This window comes from Hyphomonas atlantica corrig. (genome assembly GCF_017795365.1).
GTDB classification, from domain to species: domain Bacteria; phylum Pseudomonadota; class Alphaproteobacteria; order Caulobacterales; family Hyphomonadaceae; genus Hyphomonas; species Hyphomonas atlantica.
Genome location: NZ_CP051254.1, coordinates 2,114,141 through 2,131,016, shown reverse-complemented (window position 1 = coordinate 2,131,016; position 16,876 = coordinate 2,114,141). Strand labels below are relative to the sequence as shown.

The 16,876-nt window shown below is 60.3% G+C and carries 15 protein-coding genes; 5 read left to right on the top strand and 10 right to left on the bottom strand.

All coding sequences use genetic code 11. From position 1 onward, the window contains the following. Positions 1 to 947: 947 nt before the first annotated feature. Together HF931_RS10395 and HF931_RS10390 are read right to left on the bottom strand one after the other, a co-directional pair. Entirely contained in the window at positions 948 to 1,382 is a 435-nt protein-coding gene (locus HF931_RS10395; RefSeq protein WP_035554831.1) for a CBS domain-containing protein, read from the bottom strand. 80 nt (positions 1,383 to 1,462) lie between these two features. Next, positions 1,463 to 2,173 (bottom strand): rhomboid family intramembrane serine protease, encoded by a 711-nt coding sequence (locus HF931_RS10390; RefSeq protein ID WP_035554829.1) that lies wholly within the window; start codon positions 2,171 to 2,173, stop codon positions 1,463 to 1,465. Positions 2,174 to 2,312: 139 nt separating this feature from the next. Here HF931_RS10390 and HF931_RS10385 point away from each other — a divergent pair, with 139 nt between their 5' ends. Then, positions 2,313 to 2,693: a DUF4345 family protein gene (locus HF931_RS10385; RefSeq protein ID WP_035554827.1), complete on the top strand. Its 381-nt coding sequence runs from the start codon at positions 2,313 to 2,315 to the stop codon at positions 2,691 to 2,693. A gap of 51 nt (positions 2,694 to 2,744) precedes the next feature. Here the strand turns inward: HF931_RS10385 and HF931_RS10380 are convergent, their stop codons facing one another. Next, positions 2,745 to 5,285, bottom strand: coding sequence for a TonB-dependent receptor (locus HF931_RS10380; protein WP_273240013.1), 2,541 nt, complete (start codon positions 5,283 to 5,285; stop codon positions 2,745 to 2,747). Between the two features lie 484 nt (positions 5,286 to 5,769). On the opposite strand from HF931_RS10380, the gene HF931_RS10375 reads away from it, so the two are divergent. Next, positions 5,770 to 6,324 carry a PAS domain-containing protein gene (locus tag HF931_RS10375; RefSeq protein ID WP_162176016.1) on the top strand — a complete coding sequence of 185 codons (555 nt, stop codon included), beginning with the start codon at positions 5,770 to 5,772 and terminating at the stop codon, positions 6,322 to 6,324. 16 nt (positions 6,325 to 6,340) lie between these two features. Here HF931_RS10375 and HF931_RS10370 read toward each other — a convergent pair whose 3' ends face one another. Beyond that, positions 6,341 to 7,978 carry a choline dehydrogenase gene (locus HF931_RS10370; RefSeq protein ID WP_420537739.1) on the bottom strand — a complete coding sequence of 546 codons (1,638 nt, stop codon included), beginning with the start codon at positions 7,976 to 7,978 and terminating at the stop codon, positions 6,341 to 6,343. 148 nt (positions 7,979 to 8,126) lie between these two features. Between HF931_RS10370 and HF931_RS10365 the strand changes: the two genes are divergently transcribed. After that, complete coding sequence (locus HF931_RS10365) at positions 8,127 to 8,738, top strand: PilZ domain-containing protein (protein WP_051602885.1); 612 nt, start codon at positions 8,127 to 8,129, stop codon at positions 8,736 to 8,738. On the opposite strand, the gene HF931_RS10360 is transcribed toward HF931_RS10365, so the two are convergent. After that, positions 8,735 to 9,265, bottom strand: coding sequence for a gamma carbonic anhydrase family protein (locus tag HF931_RS10360; protein WP_035554823.1), 531 nt, complete (start codon positions 9,263 to 9,265; stop codon positions 8,735 to 8,737). The genes HF931_RS10365 and HF931_RS10360 overlap by 4 nt on opposite strands. Positions 9,266 to 9,522: 257 nt before the next feature. Between HF931_RS10360 and HF931_RS10355 the strand changes: the two genes are divergently transcribed. Next, the gene (locus tag HF931_RS10355; protein WP_273012361.1) at positions 9,523 to 10,332 is read left to right on the top strand and encodes a PhoH family protein; all 810 of its coding nucleotides are present in this window, start codon (positions 9,523 to 9,525) and stop codon (positions 10,330 to 10,332) included. Between the two features lie 76 nt (positions 10,333 to 10,408). Here HF931_RS10355 and HF931_RS10350 read toward each other — a convergent pair whose 3' ends face one another. Next, the gene (locus tag HF931_RS10350) at positions 10,409 to 11,164 is read right to left on the bottom strand and encodes a hypothetical protein (protein WP_273240009.1); all 756 of its coding nucleotides are present in this window, start codon (positions 11,162 to 11,164) and stop codon (positions 10,409 to 10,411) included. A 192-nt stretch (positions 11,165 to 11,356) separates the two neighbouring features. Here HF931_RS10350 and HF931_RS10345 point away from each other — a divergent pair, with 192 nt between their 5' ends. Next, a complete protein-coding gene (locus HF931_RS10345; RefSeq protein ID WP_273240007.1) occupies positions 11,357 to 11,815 on the top strand; it encodes a DUF3429 domain-containing protein in 459 nt (152 codons plus the stop codon). Here the strand turns inward: HF931_RS10345 and HF931_RS10340 are convergent. The 4 genes from HF931_RS10340 to HF931_RS10325 form a co-directional block, all read right to left on the bottom strand. Continuing rightward, on the bottom strand, positions 11,812 to 12,381 hold the full coding sequence (locus HF931_RS10340; protein ID WP_273240005.1) for a hypothetical protein: 570 nt from the start codon (positions 12,379 to 12,381) through the stop codon (positions 11,812 to 11,814). The two genes, HF931_RS10345 and HF931_RS10340, sit on opposite strands and share 4 nt — an antisense overlap. Continuing rightward, positions 12,371 to 12,874, bottom strand: a complete 504-nt coding sequence (locus HF931_RS10335; RefSeq protein WP_273240003.1) for an MgtC/SapB family protein — start codon at positions 12,872 to 12,874, stop codon at positions 12,371 to 12,373. The genes HF931_RS10340 and HF931_RS10335 overlap by 11 nt, the downstream gene beginning before the upstream one ends. Before the next feature lie 48 nt (positions 12,875 to 12,922). Beyond that, positions 12,923 to 14,033, bottom strand: a protein-coding gene (prfB, locus tag HF931_RS10330) for a peptide chain release factor 2 (RefSeq protein ID WP_273240001.1) whose coding sequence is annotated in 2 segments (ribosomal slippage) — positions 12,923 to 13,963 and positions 13,965 to 14,033 — 1,110 coding nt in all. Because the reading frame shifts where the segments join, the coding sequence is not laid out codon by codon here. Positions 14,034 to 14,119: 86 nt separating this feature from the next. Continuing rightward, complete coding sequence (locus HF931_RS10325) at positions 14,120 to 16,798, bottom strand: penicillin-binding protein 1A (RefSeq protein ID WP_273239999.1); 2,679 nt, start codon at positions 16,796 to 16,798, stop codon at positions 14,120 to 14,122. Positions 16,799 to 16,876 lie beyond the last annotated feature (78 nt).

Genomic DNA, 16,876 nt, shown 5'->3' with positions numbered 1-16,876 from the left:
GCTTTTCAGCGGACCCGCTTCAGAAGCCCGAAGGCATCTTCTGCGGAAGTGGCGGCTTATATGGACCGCCGTTCTTTCCGTCAACTCTCTTTTGCGCCCCTTCTGCAGTCAGGTGTCAGCCACCGTTTCCGCTTCAATTTTGGCGCAAATGAACCTGCCTGCCGAAAAGTATTCGGCCCGCATATTCGAGCGTTTCAGGAAACCGACACCTTGTTTTGCTCGCGGAAGAATTAGACTTCCGAACCGATCAAAACCCGCTGCCGGGACGCCTCTGAAATCCGAAGATCTCGTCAGCGAAGTGGCGGCTTATATGGACCGCCGTTCTTCCCGTCAACACTCTTTTCCGCCTCTTCTGCAGTCAGGTGTCAGACACCATTTCCGCTTCAATATTGGCGCAAATGAACTCGTTGGCCGAAGCATATTCGGCCCGCAAATTCGAGCGTTTCAGGAAACCGGCACCATTGTCTGTCCACGGAAAATCAAGTCTTCCAATCTGGCCAGACCCCGTTGCCGGGCCGCCTCTGAAATCCGAAGACCTCGTCAGCGAGTGGCGGCTTATATGGACCGCCGTTCTTCCCGTCAACACCCTATTTTGCGTCGCCTGCAGTAGAATGTTTAACCATCCAAACTGCCCTGTTTACGACGCAAAAGATCCCGTTGGCCGAAGCATGTCCGGCTCGCAGATCCGAGCGATTTCAGGGAACCGACACCGGGTCCTGCCTGGGGAAGAATTGAAAACTTCCGTAGCCAGTCAGGCGCTCCGTCACCGGGCCCCGCGTCCGAAACCCGAAGGCCTCGTCAGCGGAGGTGGCGATGTACTCCCGCCCCCCGTATCCAGCAACCCCCTAATGCAGGATTTCATCACAAAACTGCAGCGAAACTTCAGACGCAACTCAGCCAGTCTGGAGCGTGAATTGAAACAGCCCAATGAATACGGGGGCTTTCGCCTAGTATTGCGCTGAAAGGTAAGACTTCATCGCTTCTGCTTCTGCTTCAGTTTCCGCGATCTTCCACTTCACCAAATCTCCAATCGAGATCACACCGGCCAGCTTCCCGCCGGTCAAAACAGGCAAGTGACGAATCCTGCGATCCGTCATCAGCTGAAGCGCATCGTCTATTTTGGAGCTGGATTCCACCGTGATTACGTCGCGTGTCATCGCGTCGCCGACATTCAAGTTCAGTGCGCTAGCGCCCTGCCGGGCCACATGGCGGACAATATCCCGCTCTGAAAGTACCCCGACAATGCTGCCATCATCATCCAGCGCGACGACCGCGCCGATTCTCTTGGCATCCAGCGTTTGCGCTGCAGCCGCCAATGTCTCTCCGGCACTCACCGAAATGATGGCGAATCCCTTGTCTTTCAGAATTTGGTCTATGGTCATCCACGTCCTCCCTGGCGTTTGGGCCCCTTTTTGGGTGCCTCGTATGGTAGGAGCCTACCATATTTCCCTGGAAGACGCGATCAGGTGCCGAATCGTGCGCGTCCTGCATGGCGCACCATGAAGCGAAACAGCACTGCGCCCGCTACATAGCCGCCAATATGGGCCTGCCAGGCGATTGCGGACCCGAACAATGACGGCCCGAGGAATGCCAGAACGATGTTACCCACAAGGAATACGGCGCTGGCCGAAAGGAATCGGCGCTCCAGAAGCTGCGCGGGCAGGCCGTTCTGGATCATCAAAGCCGCAGCAATCAGCCCTGAAACACCACCAGACGCGCCAATGGCCGGCGGACCAGAGGGGTAGTGAGTCGCAAGATGCGCGAGAGAGCCACCCACGACCGCAGCCACAAATAGGCCCAGAAACGCCAGATTTACACTGAGTTGAGAGCGCCAGAGCCGCGCAAAGACCGAATAGACCGGCTTCCCGACGGCGATCAGCATGATCGTATTCATCAGGACGTGTGACCAGCTGCCATGAACAAGCGCCGTTCCGGCCAAAGGAATCAGTGCCTCCAACGCATTATTATAGGGCGCGTAGCCTCCAGGGACCTGTTGTCCGGCGATCCATCCCCAGAATCGATCGGGAAACACCCCGCCGAGATCCACAAAGAACAGGTCGAGCGAGGATCCTGCGAGGATCCGCAGGCCGTGAAGCGCGATGATTCCCAAGGCCAACGCCGTAACGAATGGCGGGGCATTGATAATGGGGGGCGCACGCCGCGATTGGCGCATAAGCGATCTCCTGTCCGGTTTGCTTCACATCAGATGGGGCGTGACGGGCAAAATCCACCCCGTAAGGACAGAAATACGTCGCCGAACTTCGCGCAGGCCCGCCCTTTCCGATCATTGCGTTTGCTCTAGCTCTCCTCGCATGATGATTCGTATCTACCTTTTTCTCATGGCGGCCAGCTTTCTGGCGTTCGGAATATGGTCCCTGCTTGATCCAACAGGAATGGCGGCAAGCCTTGGCGTTACGATTGGTGGCGAGAATGGCGTGTATGAAGCGCGCGGCATCTATGGCGGGGTCAGCCTCGGTGCGGGTCTGCTGGCGCTCTCCGGCCTGATTCGCCCGCGCATGGTGCGACCAGCGCTTTGGTTCATCACGACATATATGGGCGGCTACATGTTCGCCCGCATCGCCGGGCTGATTGCCGGGGACGTGCCCTCTTCCCGATTCCTGACCTTTGTCGGCTTCGAGATGGGCTGTCTGGTCATCGCAATCGTGTTGTTGACCGCCTACCGGCCCAAATAAAAAGCCCCGCCATGATGGGCGGGGCTTTCGAGTTCGTGATTCGAGTGAACCCTAGAACGTCTTGCGGACTGTCAGGCCGTAAGTTGCCGGCTGGTTCGGATAGCCGGAGATGGAGCCATCCTGGGCCACAGCCGGGAACGCCACGGTGATATACTCGTCGTTGAAGATGTTCCGGCCCCAAAGCGTGAAGCTCAAGCCCGATTCTGTGGTCAGGCCAGCCGATGCGTTGAACGTGCTGACTTTCTTCTGATCATTGATCAGTGCCTGGTTGGCTGGCTCGTCGAAATAATCCGACTCACTTTCGTACTGCCAGTCACCGCGGATGAAGGCGTCATAGTTCTTCACATTGAATGTGTATGTCGCCGCGGTCGATGTGGAGACTTCCGGAATGCCGTAAGGCTTCTGACCGGAAATGTCGCCGCTCGCCGATTCCTCGAAGCTGTCATAGACCGGATCAAGGAACGTGCCGGCAAAGCTGAGCAGCAGATTGTCGGTGGCATTCCACTGCGCATCCAGTTCCAGGCCTTGCGTGGATTGCTCACCCGCATTGGCGAGCGCAAAGCCCGTTCCCGTGAAGACGTTGGACTGGAACCCTTCAATCGTCTGGTCGAAGATGGCGACGTTAAACGCAAAGTCCGAATACGCACCTTTCACGCCCAGCTCGAACACTTTCGATTCTTCCGGTCCGGCAAAGCGCGTACCGGTGGTCAGGTTCGGAAGCAACAGGCCGCCTTGTGCAAGGAGCGCATAGTCGGCTGGAGTTGGACGACTGTCACGCGACAGGTTCCACGAGGAAGCCTTGAAGCCGGTTGCATAAGATCCGTACACGTTGACGGAATCCGTCACGTCATAGGCAAGGCGGAAGGTGACTGACGTATCCTCATCATCCGTCGAGCCGCTTTCCACGGCGTTCGGGAAGTTCAGGAATGGCGGCAGGAATTGCAGCTGTTGCAATGCGCCGGGCGCACCTGCGGCCGTTGCCTGAATGGTTGCAAACTCTGTCGGGAACGCCGTTGCAAAGGCGGCGACAGCGGCCGGGTCGGTCGGGTTCACACCAGCCTGCAGCAACAGACCGCCGGCCGTTGCCTGCGTGATGAACGGCGCAGCCGTATTCAGGTCTACTGCCGCAAACGTGTCCGTGGAAACCGCGTTCGAGAAGGCATCCTTGTTCACCTGCGTGTAGTTCAGGCCAAAGGTCGCTGTCAGGCGGTCGGTGACTTCATAGTCGATCGTACCGAACAGGGAAGCAGACGTATCGTCCTGCCCATAGAATTCGGTGAAGCCTTGGCCTGGCTGGAAGAAGGTGCCGGTCGGCACGCCGAACACCACAGGCTCAAGCGATGACAGCAGGCCAGACGACAGAATGTCGATATAGCCACGAATGTCGCTGCCATAGAGAAGCTGGTTTTCGATATCGACGGTTTCATCGAAGTAGAAGCCACCAATCATCCAGCTCAGCGGGCCACTGCCGTTTGAGGTCAGGCGGACTTCCTGTGTGAAGGTTTCGATTTCGACATCGTCAGACTTGCGCCCGAGCAGGTCTGCGCTGGTGAAGTCAGAATCCTGGTTCGTGCTGAGGTCAGACGTCCGGTAGGACGTGATGCTGGTGACGGTGAATGCGCCCGCATCATAGTCGCCCTGCAGAGAGATACCACTATTCTTGATGAGGTTCTCGGATCCGAAATTGTAGGCCACTTCATAGGAGAACGGGTCCTCGGCAACGAGGTTGCCACCCAGCGCAAGGATCGCCGCCCCTGTTGGGCCATTGATGATGTTCGACGCTGCACAGCAGATTTCGTCGATCTCATCATAGTCTGCGATCACGCGGAAGGAGAGGTCGTCGCTCGGTTCCCAGAGCAGGTCACCGCGAATGCCCCAGCGATTGCGCTCGTTCGTGTCCGGGCCATCGCCCAGATCTTCGACATAGCCATCGCGCGTGTTGAAATTGCCGCCAAGGCTGAAGGCAACCGTGTCAGACAAAGGACCGGTGACGAATGCGCCGGCGCGGTAGCCATTATAGTTGCTGACCGTGCCTTCGACATTGCCGCCCCACTCGAATTGCGGCTTCTGCGTCACGATGGAGATGACACCTGCGGAAGCGTTCTTGCCGAACAGGGTCGATTGCGGCCCGCGCAGAACTTCGACGCGCTGCAGGTTTGGCAGATCGGAAATCTGGGAGGTCGAGCGCGAGCGGTAAACGCCATCGACGAACACACCCACCGAAGGCTCGATGCCGGCATTGTTCGCGCCGTTGCCGAAGCCGCGGATGATGAAGTTGGTGTTGGAGGAGGATTGCTGTTGGCTAACGCGAAGCGAAGGCACGACGGATTGCAGATCTCCCAAATCGACAATCTCGGCCTTCTCGATCACGCTCTCATCAACAACGGACACCGCCACGGGCACATCCTGCAGCGTCTGTTCGCGCTTGGTGGCCGTGATGGTGACAGTCTGGAGGGTCCGGCTCTCTTCTTCCGGCGCGTCTTGTGCGATGGCAGGCATGGAGAGAGCGGCGAACGCGGCAAAGCCCGCGCTGAGGGTGAGCGCCGATTTGAACTTCGGTGCACCCGATACAACAAATTTTCTGGATTTCACGTGTTGGTCCCTTTGAGCAAATTTCTGTTTTTGGTTTGGGAGGAATTTTTTCAGCTGCGCTGTACTACCTAGGACTAAACAAACAGGTAGGCATGGCAAGGCATCACCATGAGTTAAGAGTGGAGTTTTGCCGAGACTGTGGTGTTGCAGCCGCATAACGCTGCTTTTGACGAAGAAATGAGCACGATCTTGCGCGCTCGGTCATGCAATCCATCCAGACATTGCACAAGCGAATCAAATCAACTCCCCTCAACGCTCCAATTTCGTGTCTCATCCTGTTCCGAGTCGAGACTCACCTGTCCCACAATTGAGCGAATGGCCGTGTACGGGCACTTCGAAAACTTCCTGACCGGGGAAATTCCCCGATTTCATCCCCTGTAATTCCCCAGCCGGGGGAATTGCTAACTGGAATATATATTGCGGTTTACGACTCCGACGCTGGCCCGGCTGGGCCCACAAACTATCAATGGAGCCCACGCCCATCATGCAAGACCGGTCTATACATCCGAACACCCGCATCATGCTGGAAGCCTGGAAACGCATGCGCGTTGATCCGGTTGCCAATGAAGACCGGACGCCCCGCGCGAACGACCATCCGGACCTGATCGCCAACATCTTCATGATCGAGGCAACCGATGACGGCGCCTGGATCTTCCGGACGGCCGGTGACGGCGTGTCTGACCTGCTGGGACGCTCCCTGCCCAATCACGACTTCCTCAATCTCTGGACCGGCCCGGACCGCGCAATGATTGGCGGCTTCCTGGAGGCTGTCCGCACCGATGGCGCCCCGGGTGTCATCCGAGGTCGCGGCGAAACCCTGACAGGCCAGCGTGTCGAGGTGGAGATCACGACGATGCCCCTGGAGCAGGCTGGCATGCCGAATTCAGCAACCCGTTTCCTCGGCCTCTACCAGACGCTGGGCGGCGTGCCGAAACTCAAAGGGCGTCCGATCTGGCGTCACCGCGTGGCGATGCTGGTACCGCCAGACTCCCAACCTGCCGAGCCAACGCTGAAGCTGGTCGCCAACAATTACCACTAGCGCAGGCGCGGCCTGATCAGGCCGCAACCGTTTCCGGCGCCTCCGCTTCCAGTGGCGGCTTGCCGAGGATCATGTCTGCCGCTTTCTCGGCGATCATGATGGTTGGCGCGTTCGTATTGCCGCCGATCAGGGTCGGGATCACGGACGCATCGACGACCCGCAAACCGTCTACACCGCGCACACGCAACTCCCCGTCGACCGGACTGTCCTCATTCGCTCCCATCGCGACCGTCCCGATGGGATGATAAATCGTTTCGCCACACCGTCGGATAAAGGCGTCGATCTCTTCGTCTGTCTTCACGCTCTTGCCCGGCATCATCTCGGCGCCGGTGAAGGGCTGCAGCGCATTCTGACCGCAGATATCGCGGATCATCTTCACCGACTCCCGCATCGCGCGGCGGTCTTCCTCGGCTTCCAGATAATTGGGATCGATGGCCGGATGGGCGAACGGGTCTGCGGAAGCGAGGCAAACCGTGCCCCGGCTTTCCGGCCGCAGCTGGCAGGAATGGACCGTGTAGCCATCCTTGTTGGCCTGATGCTTGGCGTGATCCATCATGATGGCATTCACGAAGTGGAGCTGCAGGTCGGGCATCTCCAACCCTTCGCGGGACTTCAGGAACGCGCCGGCCTGAAGGTGGTTGTCGGCACCAGCACCGGTCTGGTTCACGAGATACTGGATGCCCACGCCCAGCTTCTTGATGCCTTTCTGCATGGAGTAAGCGGAAATCGGCTGGGTCATCTCGTGGATGACGGTGACGTCCAGATGGTCCTGCAGGTTCTGGCCGACATTCGGGGACTTCACCTTGGTCTGGATATCGAACCGGCCGAGATGGTCAGGATTGCCGATGCCGGACAGCTGCAGCAATTGCGGCGATTGCACCGCGCCCGCGCAGACGATGACCTCACCCGAGGCGTGGATCTCCTGCGTGAGACGGCCCTTGCCTTCAACGACTTCGACCCCCGTGGCGCGGCCATTCTCGATCAGCACGCGCGTCACCATACCGGTGGAGATCACGGTGAGATTGTCCCGCACGCCGACGATGGGACGCAGATAGCCATAGGACGCGCTCCAGCGTTCGCCCTTGTGGATCGTGCGCTGATAGCGGCCGAAGCCTTCCTGATCGGCGCCGTTGAAATCCTTCGTGCTCTTGTAGCCTGCCTGCTCGCCTGCCTGAAGGAAGGCGCGATAGACCGGAGAAGAGAGCGGGCTTTCCGACACTTTCAGCGGGCCGGTGCCGCCATGGAAGTCGTTATCGCCGCCTTCATAGCCTTCTGATTTCTTGAAATAAGGCAGCACGTCCGCAAAGCTCCAGCCGCGCAGGCCCATCTGCGCCCACTGGTCATAGTCGCGCGCGTGGCCGCGAATGTAGACCATGCCATTGATGGAAGAGGAGCCGCCCCAGCCCTTTCCGCGTGGCCACCAGAGCTTGCGACCGTTCATATGCTTCTGCGGCTCGGTCCAGAAGCCCCAGTTGAAATCCCCCTCAGCCTTGATCAGGTTTCCAACTCCGGCGGGCATCCGCACCATGAGGTTGTTATCCTTCTTGCCGGCCTCGATCAGGCAGACCTTGATGCGCGGATCTTCGCTCAACCTGTTGGCAAGTGTACAGCCAGCGCTTCCTGCGCCAACGATAATATAGTCGTATGTCTCCAGCACCGGAGGACCTCCCAATAAACCTTATGGTGAAGGATTGGCGTGAATCCTTCTGTTTTCCGCAACAGTTTGTGAACGAAACTCAGCTAAGTAAAGGCTTGATGGAGAAGAACAGACAGGTTGCCGTAACGGACTCAGGAGAATCCACATGCCCGCACTAGATTTGTCTGTGCCTCAATTCAACCCCGTGATCAAAAACGAGGAAGATCGCCGCCAGTATCAGCGAGTCGACCTGGAACTTGAAGGCTGCTTCCTGGATGAATCCAGTGAAGACCATCAACTTGTCACTGAAAACCTGTCCTGCTCTGGCGCCTATCTGCGCGCTGCGACCGTGCCGGAACATGGGGCCAATGTGATCTGCTATTTCGACGATCTGGGCCGCGTGGCGGGCCGGGTCGTGCGCACCTCCAAGGATGGCTTTGCCGTTGAGTTCAACGTCGTGCCTCACAAGCGCAAGAAACTGGCTGACCGTCTTAGCTGGCTGGTCAACAAGGATCTTATGGAAGCCCCGGAACAGCGCGCGGCAGCACGCTTCCCGACCGGTGGCCCGGCCTTCATCGCCCGCAAGGACGGTCTTCAGATCCCGTGCACCGTCATGGACATCTCTCTGACCGGCGCGAGCTTCAAGACCACTGGCCAGTTCCAGACACCGCCAATCGGCGAAGTCGTGACAGCAGGCAATCTGCGTGGCCGGGTCGTGCGCTCGAACGGCGTGGAGTTCGCGGTGAACTTCCTGCGCCCTGACGAGACGGATTCCTAATCGATCCGCTTCAGGCTGGCGCGGTGACGCTTCCAGTTCTCGACATAATGGACCGCTGACATCTTGATCACCTGAGCCTGGTGGTCGGAGATCTCTTTGACGATCTTGCCTGGCGCGCCCATGACGAGCGAATTATCCGGAATGACCTTGCCTTCGGGGATCAGGGCATGGGCCCCGATGATGCAATTCTTCCCGATCTTCGCATTGTTGAGGATGGTGGAGCCGATGCCGATCAGAGTCTCGTCTCCGATCGTACAGCCGTGCAGCATGACCATGTGGCCGACGGTGACGTCGCGCCCGATGGTCAGCGGGCAGCCGACATCCGTGTGAAGCACGCTGCCATCCTGGATGTTGGAATTCTCGCCAATCGTGATCGGGTCATTGTCGCCTCGCAGCACTGCGCCATACCAGATCGACGCATTCTCCTTCAGGACAACATTGCCCATGACCTGCGCATTTTCGGCCACCCAGTAATTGCCACTCTCGGGCAGCTGTGGGCGGGTTCCGTCGATCTCGTAAATGGCCATGGGGTTTCCTCTTTTTATCCTGGGCGGAATTTTCATTTAATCTTCTGATAACCTTGCTACACTCTAATCATCAACAGATTCGGAGTTGGAGACGGTCATCACACGATCCTGTCACACCCCGCCGCCCGGTGATACATCCCGGGACCTGGCCACACCGCCCACGGGGCGGACGGCCTTTTCTTCCTCCCAGTTTCCGCCAAGCCATCGCGCGAGTCCGCCGGTGGCTTTTTTCTTGCCCGTAACCAAGGAGACCTTCCATGGGTAAACGCAATGCAGCAAAACGGATGAAGCACGGTTCCGAAGTGAACCTGAACGCGTGGTTCGAGGAGGGCGCCCGTGGAAAGGGCCCGAAGCTGCAAGCCATAGAAGGCGGCCGGGGCTGGCACCCGGACGATTCAGACACCCGCGCAGATCATCAGCGTGCAGAAAATGGGCGTACGCAGAAATACCAGAAAACGGTAAAGCCCCGCACGGAAAACCAGGCCGAACTGATGAAGGCGATGGATGAAAAAGCCCTCGTCGCCGCGCTCGGCCCGGCGGGAACAGGCAAGACCTATCTCGCCGTCTGCAAGGCGGTGGAGGCCCTGCAGAAAGGAAAGGTCGCGCGGATCATCCTGTCCCGCCCGGCGGTTGAGGCAGGCGAACAGATCGGCTTCCTGCCCGGCGCGATGGAAGACAAGCTGGCCCCCTATCTGCGCCCGCTTTATGACGCGCTGTCGGATCGGCTGTCGCCCGGACAGTTGAAGCACATGCTGGCCGAGGGCGTGATCGAGATTGCCCCCATCGGTTTCATGCGGGGGCGTACACTGAACAATGCCTTCATCGTGATCGACGAGGCGCAGAACTGCACCTACACCCAGCTGAAGATGCTGCTGACGCGGCTCGGCTGGCACTCCACAATGGTGATCACGGGCGACCCGGCCCAGTCGGACCTACTGCCGGAATTCTCCGGCCTCGCCACGGCGGCCGAACGGCTGGAAAAGCTGGGCGGCGCGTCTGTCGTCCGCCTCGAAGGCAAGGATGTGGTGCGCCACCCACTGGTCGCAGAAATGCTGGACGTATTGTAGCGCCCTGACATTTTCCCCATAGCTTCGCCCGCCCCTGCCAGAGACAGGGGGCGGGCGCTTATTATTTCAGTACGTATCAGGACGAATTGATCAGCTCATCGCGCGCGTAAGTATCAAGATCATCCAGCCATTGACGATACTCTGCCGGCAATGTGGTGCGCGAGGCCAGTCGCCGGGCTCGCCCCAGTGGCGAAGTGCGCCCGAACGGCGCGTTTGGGTTCGCCTCACCGCTTTCATATTGCTGACGCCAGAGCGCACGTAGCCCGGCCTGCCGCGCGCGCCATCTGGCGAGGCGCAGCGCCGCCGCATCCGGATCCCGGAAGGCCAGCTCCAACCGCTTGAGGCGCAGCTGCAAAGGCTGCAAGGATATTTCCGCCGGGGCCTCGGCAGCCTTCTGGGCGCGCAGCTCCGATGGCAGCAATTTCCAATCCATACCGAGCGTCCAGATGCGCGGCGGCTCTGCGAAGCGCTCTGTCTGCTTGCGCGATGCGTTCGCCTCCCAGAGCAAGAAGGGGGTTGGGGTGGGCGGACCAAACGGCTCGGGCCGTGATCTGGTCTCCGGGGCTGCGCTTGGAACGCTGGCGCCCGCGGTCTTCGTCTGCGCTCGCGGCAGGATGGGCGCGACCTCCAGCGTCAGGGCCAGCATCAGGATCATCCGGCGCAGCATCGCTTCGGCCGCCCGCAACCGCCGCAGCACGAAATTGTAATAGCGGCGGGACACGGGCTTGTTGACCGACCGCCGGGACAGATCCAGCAGCGACGCAAAGATGTTGCCCAGCATCATCCAGCTGTCTTCAAGGAATATCTCGGCGTCAGGCGAAAGCGATTTCATGCCATCCATCATGGCCCCACTTCGCGCACCGGGGATGAAAATATTTGCTGTCCCCGGTCTTGGCCTCTTACACGCGCCCGCGCGCCGGATGCCTCCGCACGCGAACTACCTCCACTATCCCCGCGACTTGGGGGGATAAGCGTCCTTCCGCAGCGCCCTCGACACTGAGGCAGATCACTCTAATTCGCAGGCATGACCAAACAAAAGATACCCGCCGCGCCGCTGGCGCTAGGCCTTGCAGGATTGATCCCCTTCGTCTGGGGGGCGCTCAGCCTGTTCATCCCCGCGCTGCAAGAGTTTGGCAGCGCCGCTTTCGGGGCGCGCTTTGTCGGGCCATATGTGCAGGTGTTTTACGGCGCGATCATCCTCGCCTTCATGTCCGGTGTGCTTTGGGGCTTTGCCACGAACTCCAGCGGGCGCGAGGCGGGCATCGGCTATGGGCTCAGCGTGTTGCCTGCGCTCTGGGCTTTCTTCGCCACGGGCGGCGGCCACAGCTCCGCGGCGATAGGGTTGATCATCGGCTATATCGGCTTGCTCGGCATCGAGACCTGGTTCGTTCAGCGAAAGCTGGCGCCCGGCTGGTGGATGCGCCTGCGCCTGATCCTGTCGGCTGTCGTGATCACCTGCCTGGCAACCACATCGCTGGCCTAGATGTGTTGTCTCAGCCAGGCAGAGTAACTGAGATTGGGCAGATTGCTGAAACCGAAGCGGTCCACATGCCGGGCCAGTTCGGCGGCGCTTTCATGCTCCAGGCAGAGCGTGGTCCGCGCGCCCTCCCCCAATGAGGCCGCCGCTATCTCGGCGCGCAGGCCACCCGGCTCAGTCGCAATCTGTCGCTTCTTGTCGACTGTGATTTCCGGACCTTCGGTCAGGAAGGCATCTCGCAGAGCCGCAAGGCTCTGCAGGGAGTGCGGAATGGCTGGATACAGACGGGCTAGCGTCGCGCGATCCTCATCATCAAACGGAAACTCCGCGGCGATTACGGGACGCCAAAGCTCCAGCCCCGCCTCTCTTGCCAACAATTCCTTGATATCAAACCGCGCACCGCCTCTCAGCTTGGCCTGAGCAGGGGCGCGGGCCGTCGCCATGAAATAGGTATCGGTCCGTGGCGGCTCTTCCACAAAGTGTAGCGTCGTCTGAAGTTGATACGCCATCGACCCGGCATCATCAGGCCAGATGCGATACTCCCACATTGCCGGCGCGGCGCTACTCATCATCCTTGCCCTCCCCAATGGGCTGTTTCCCGAAGAGATGCGTCTCCAGCATCCGGATCGGGAGCAGGATCAACACAGAAAAAAGGACGGCAAGAACGGCGAGACGCAAATAACCAGCACCGCAGGCAAGGCCAATCGCCCCGGCGAGCCAGATACTCGCCCCGGTCGTTAGCCCCCTGACGGAGCCGCTGCCGTGAATGATCGTGCCTGCTGCCAGAAAGGCGACGCCCGCCGTGACAGCCTGCACGACACGGGTCGGGTCCAGCTGGGTGGTGTCGTCATTGCCGCCGAATGAGTGGATCATCTCTATAGAGATCAACATGAAGACGGCAGATGCCAGCGCTGTCAGCATGTGTGTGCGCAGGCCTGCAGGCCGGTTCCTCACTTCGCGCTCAAACCCGACAATCAATCCCGCCACGGAAGCCGCGATGAGGCGAACAGCCAGAACCCCGAGGGGCATCTGGCTGTTAAAAGATAGCGTCAGCAGATCGTCCATTCAGGACGAACGCACAGACCCCGGACTGGGTTGCGTGGGGCAAGCCCCCTATTCCTCGTCCTCGTTCTTGGCCACGGAGGCGGCCAGGGCAGCGGAGAGGAAGAGATCGATGTCGCCATCCAGCACGCCGGACGTGTCGGAGGTTTCCACTTCGGTCCGCAGGTCCTTCACCATCTGGTAGGGCTGGAGCACGTATGAGCGGATCTGGTGGCCGAAGCCGATATCGGTCTTGCCGGCATAGCTGGCATCGGCGACTTCGCGGCGCTTTTGCAGTTCCAGCTCGTACAGTTTCGAGCGCAGCATCTGCCAGGCCTGATCGCGGTTGCGGTGTTGCGACCGGTCGTTCTGGCACTGCACCACGATGCCTGTCGGCTCGTGCGTCAGGCGGACGGCGGAGTCTGTCCGGTTGACGTGCTGACCGCCCGCGCCGGAAGCGCGATATGTGTCTGTACGCACATCGGAGGGATCAATCTCGATCTCGATATTGTCATCAATCACGGGCGTTACCGCGACCGAGGCAAAGCTGGTGTGGCGCCGCGCGGAGGAGTCGAATGGCGAAATCCGCACGAGGCGATGCACGCCGGTTTCGGACTTGAGCCAGCCATAGGCGTTCTCGCCCTTGAACTGGAGCGTGGCGGATTTGATGCCCGCCTCTTCGCCCTCGCGCTCGTCGAGTTCCTCGACCTTCATGTCGTGGGCTTCGGCCCAGCGGACATACATGCGGCGCAGGATATTTGCCCAGTCCTGGCTTTCCGTGCCGCCCTCGCCCGCATTGATCTGGATGAAGCAATCATTGCCATCGGCCTCGCCCGAAAGCAGGGCAGCCAGCTCTGCCTTCTCGGCGCGCTCGGCGGCTTTTTTCAGATTGGTTTCGATGTCCGCGATCATGTCTTCGTCGCCTTCGGCGAGTTCGAGCAATTCCTCGGCATCGTCAGCTTCGCGCTGCAGGGTTTCGACGGTCTCGATGCCGTCAGCCAGACGCTGGCGTTCGCGCATCATGGCCTGGGCGGCCTGTGGGTCGTCCCAGAAATCGGGACGTTCGGAGAGCGCGGTCAGCTCATCCAGGCGTTTTGTGGCAGTATCCCAGTCAAAGACGCCTCCGTAGCAAATCGGCGGACTGGCGGATCTGGTCTGTAAGGGATTTGATTTCTGCGGACATGGGATCTGCCTCTTGTGATCTTGTTCGATAAAAACTGGAAAGGCGGGGCATAGCGCGCCCGCCTTCCTGCGTCAAAAGCAACTGCGTCAGTAAACGTCGCCGAGACTGTCATCCACCGGCGCTTCAGGCGCGGGGCGTGGCTGGGCCGGCTGGAACGGGAAGCCCTCATCGGTTTCCTCGACAATTCCGGCGTCGCGCTCAGGATCGAACCCGCTGGTCGAGCTGCCCGTGCCGCCCCCGCAATTGCCGGAAATGGACAAGCAGTCGCTGGTGTCGGTGAAGGCGCTCATGCCAGGCTCTGTGCCGGGGCGGAAGGCCTCATCGATGATGACAGCAGTATCCGGGCCGGGCAGTTCGCCATTGCGGGCATCCACCTTCACAAGGCGCACGCCCGGCGGGATGCGGAATGGCGTCGCTGGCTCGTCTGCCAGGGCGCGTTCCATGAAGTCCGTGAAGATCGGTGAGGCGACCGAGCCGCCCGCTTCGCCCTCGCCGAGCGAGCGGTTGTCGTCAAAGCCGACCCGCACACCCACGACGAGGTCAGGCGAGAAGCCCATGAACACCGCGTCGCGATAATCATCCGTCGTACCCGTTTTACCGGCCAGAGGCTTGCCGACCCGGCGGGCCCGGCGGCCTGTGCCGCGCTCGACCACGCCCTCCAGCATATGCGTCACCTGATAGGCGATGATCGGGTCCAGCACCTGCTCGCCCACTTCTGCCAGTTGCGGCGGTTCCGCGCCGTCCCACTCGTCCGCAGAGCATCCTTCGCACAGGCGTTCGTCATGGCGGAACAGGGTGCGCCCATGACGGTCCTGCACACGGTCCAGAAGGGTCGGGTTGATCTTCCTTCCCCCATTCACGAAGCCGGCATAGCCGCGCGCAACATCGATCAGATACGCGTCGCCGGCGCCGAGGGACATGGCCGGATAGGGCGGAAGGTCTTCATAGACGCCCATCCGCTCGGCCAGTTCGGAAACCGCTTCCATGCCGATGTCCTGCGCCACGCGAGCGGTGACCAGGTTCAGGGATTTCTCCAGCGCGACGCGCAGGGTGACCATGCCATAGGTGCGCCCTTCGGTATAGTTCGACGGGCGCCAGTAATCATCCGTAGACACATCAAATGCCACGAAGGGGGCATCCAGCATGCGCGTGGCCGGCGTGTATCCACGCTCCAGCGCCGCTGCATAGACAAAGGGCTTGAAGCTGGAGCCCGGCTGACGCTTGGATTGCGTGACGCGGTTATAGCTCGACTTGAAGAAGGAATAGCCGCCCTGCATGGCAAGGATACGGCCCGTATGCGGGTCCAGCGCCACGAGGGAGCCGTCCACTTCCGGCACCTGACGCAAGATGGCATTGCCAACCGGCACCAGCATCGGCTCGGGTTCCGGCTCGTCGATCTCATCGCCATCGGGGTCCAGTTGCGGGTCCGCAGGCGCAGACGTTTCATCCGCATTCAGAACCTTGCGCTTCAGCTCAGCCAGGACAACGTCGCCGACATTCAGCCCACCCTTGCCTTCAGCAGGCTTGTAGGTCGCGGCCCACTCGACTTCCTCGGCGGGCAGCGGAATGGTCGCGCCGTCAGTCAGCAGAAGCTGCGCGCCGCGCGAGCCTGTGCTGGTCACCAGCGCGGCTTCCCACGTGCCATAGCCACCGGGCAGCGTGACGTCGTTCAGCTGTTCCAGAACATCGTCAGCCTCGGGATCAAGACGCGTGATTGGCCCCCGCCAGCCATGACGACGGTCATAGGCGATCAGGCCGTTCTGCAGGGCATCCTGAGCGGCGAGCTGCAGTTTCGTATCGATGGTCGAGCGGATTGACAGACCGCCCTGTTGCAGCGTGTCTTCGCCGTAATTCTTGATGAGGTCACGGCGCAATTCCTGCACGAAATAGGTCGCCGCGGCGTATTCCGGGCCCTTCAGGCGACGCGTCGTGGACAGGGGCAGAGCCATCGCCTCTTCAGCTTCCTCGCGCGTGATGTAGCCATCATCAACCATACGACCGAGCACATAGTTGCGGCGCGCCAGCAAGCGCTTGGGACGGCTATAGGGGTTCACCGACGACGGGGCCTTGGCCAGAGAGGCGAGGATCGCCGCTTCGGACAGGTCCAGTTCAGGCAGCGACTTGTCGAAATAGTTCAGCGCCGCAGAACCCACACCGTAGGAGCGATAGCCGAGATAGATTTCGTTCAGGTAGAGTTCGAGAATCTCTTCCTTGGTGAATTCCTTCTCCATGCGCTGGGCGATGATTGCTTCCTTGGCCTTGCGCGTGAGGTTCTGGTCGCGCGTCAGCAGCATGTTCTTGGCGACCTGTTGCGTGATGGTCGAGCCGCCTTCCAGACCGCCGGAACCGGTGATCTTGTTCTTGGCGGAGTTCACCCCGCCGCGCACGATGCCTTTGTAATCGAGTCCGCCATGCGTGAAGAACGTCTTGTCTTCCGCCGCCACGAAGGCTTGCACCACATGGGTCGGGATCGACTCATACGGCACGAAGACGCGGTGCTCTCTTGCGAATTCGGCAATCAGCGTTCCATCGCCGGCGTGGACGCGCGACGTGATGGGCGGCTCATACTGTTTCAGCTTGTCGATGGACGGCACCTGACGGCCAAGCGCCGCGAAATACATCCAGAGCGCCACGAAGCCGAGCGCGGCGAGGACGAAGCCGAGGATCAGAAGGCGTCTTGCCCAGGTCCAGACCCAGGGTGGCCCCGGCAGGAAGCTGCGCTTTGGCTCCGGTTCCTGCATGTGCGGATTCATTTCGTTCGACATAGTTTTCCCGTCAGCGTTCGCATCGCGGAATCGCATTGATATCCGGCGATAGTAAGGCGCGTCGGAGGCGGGTAAAAG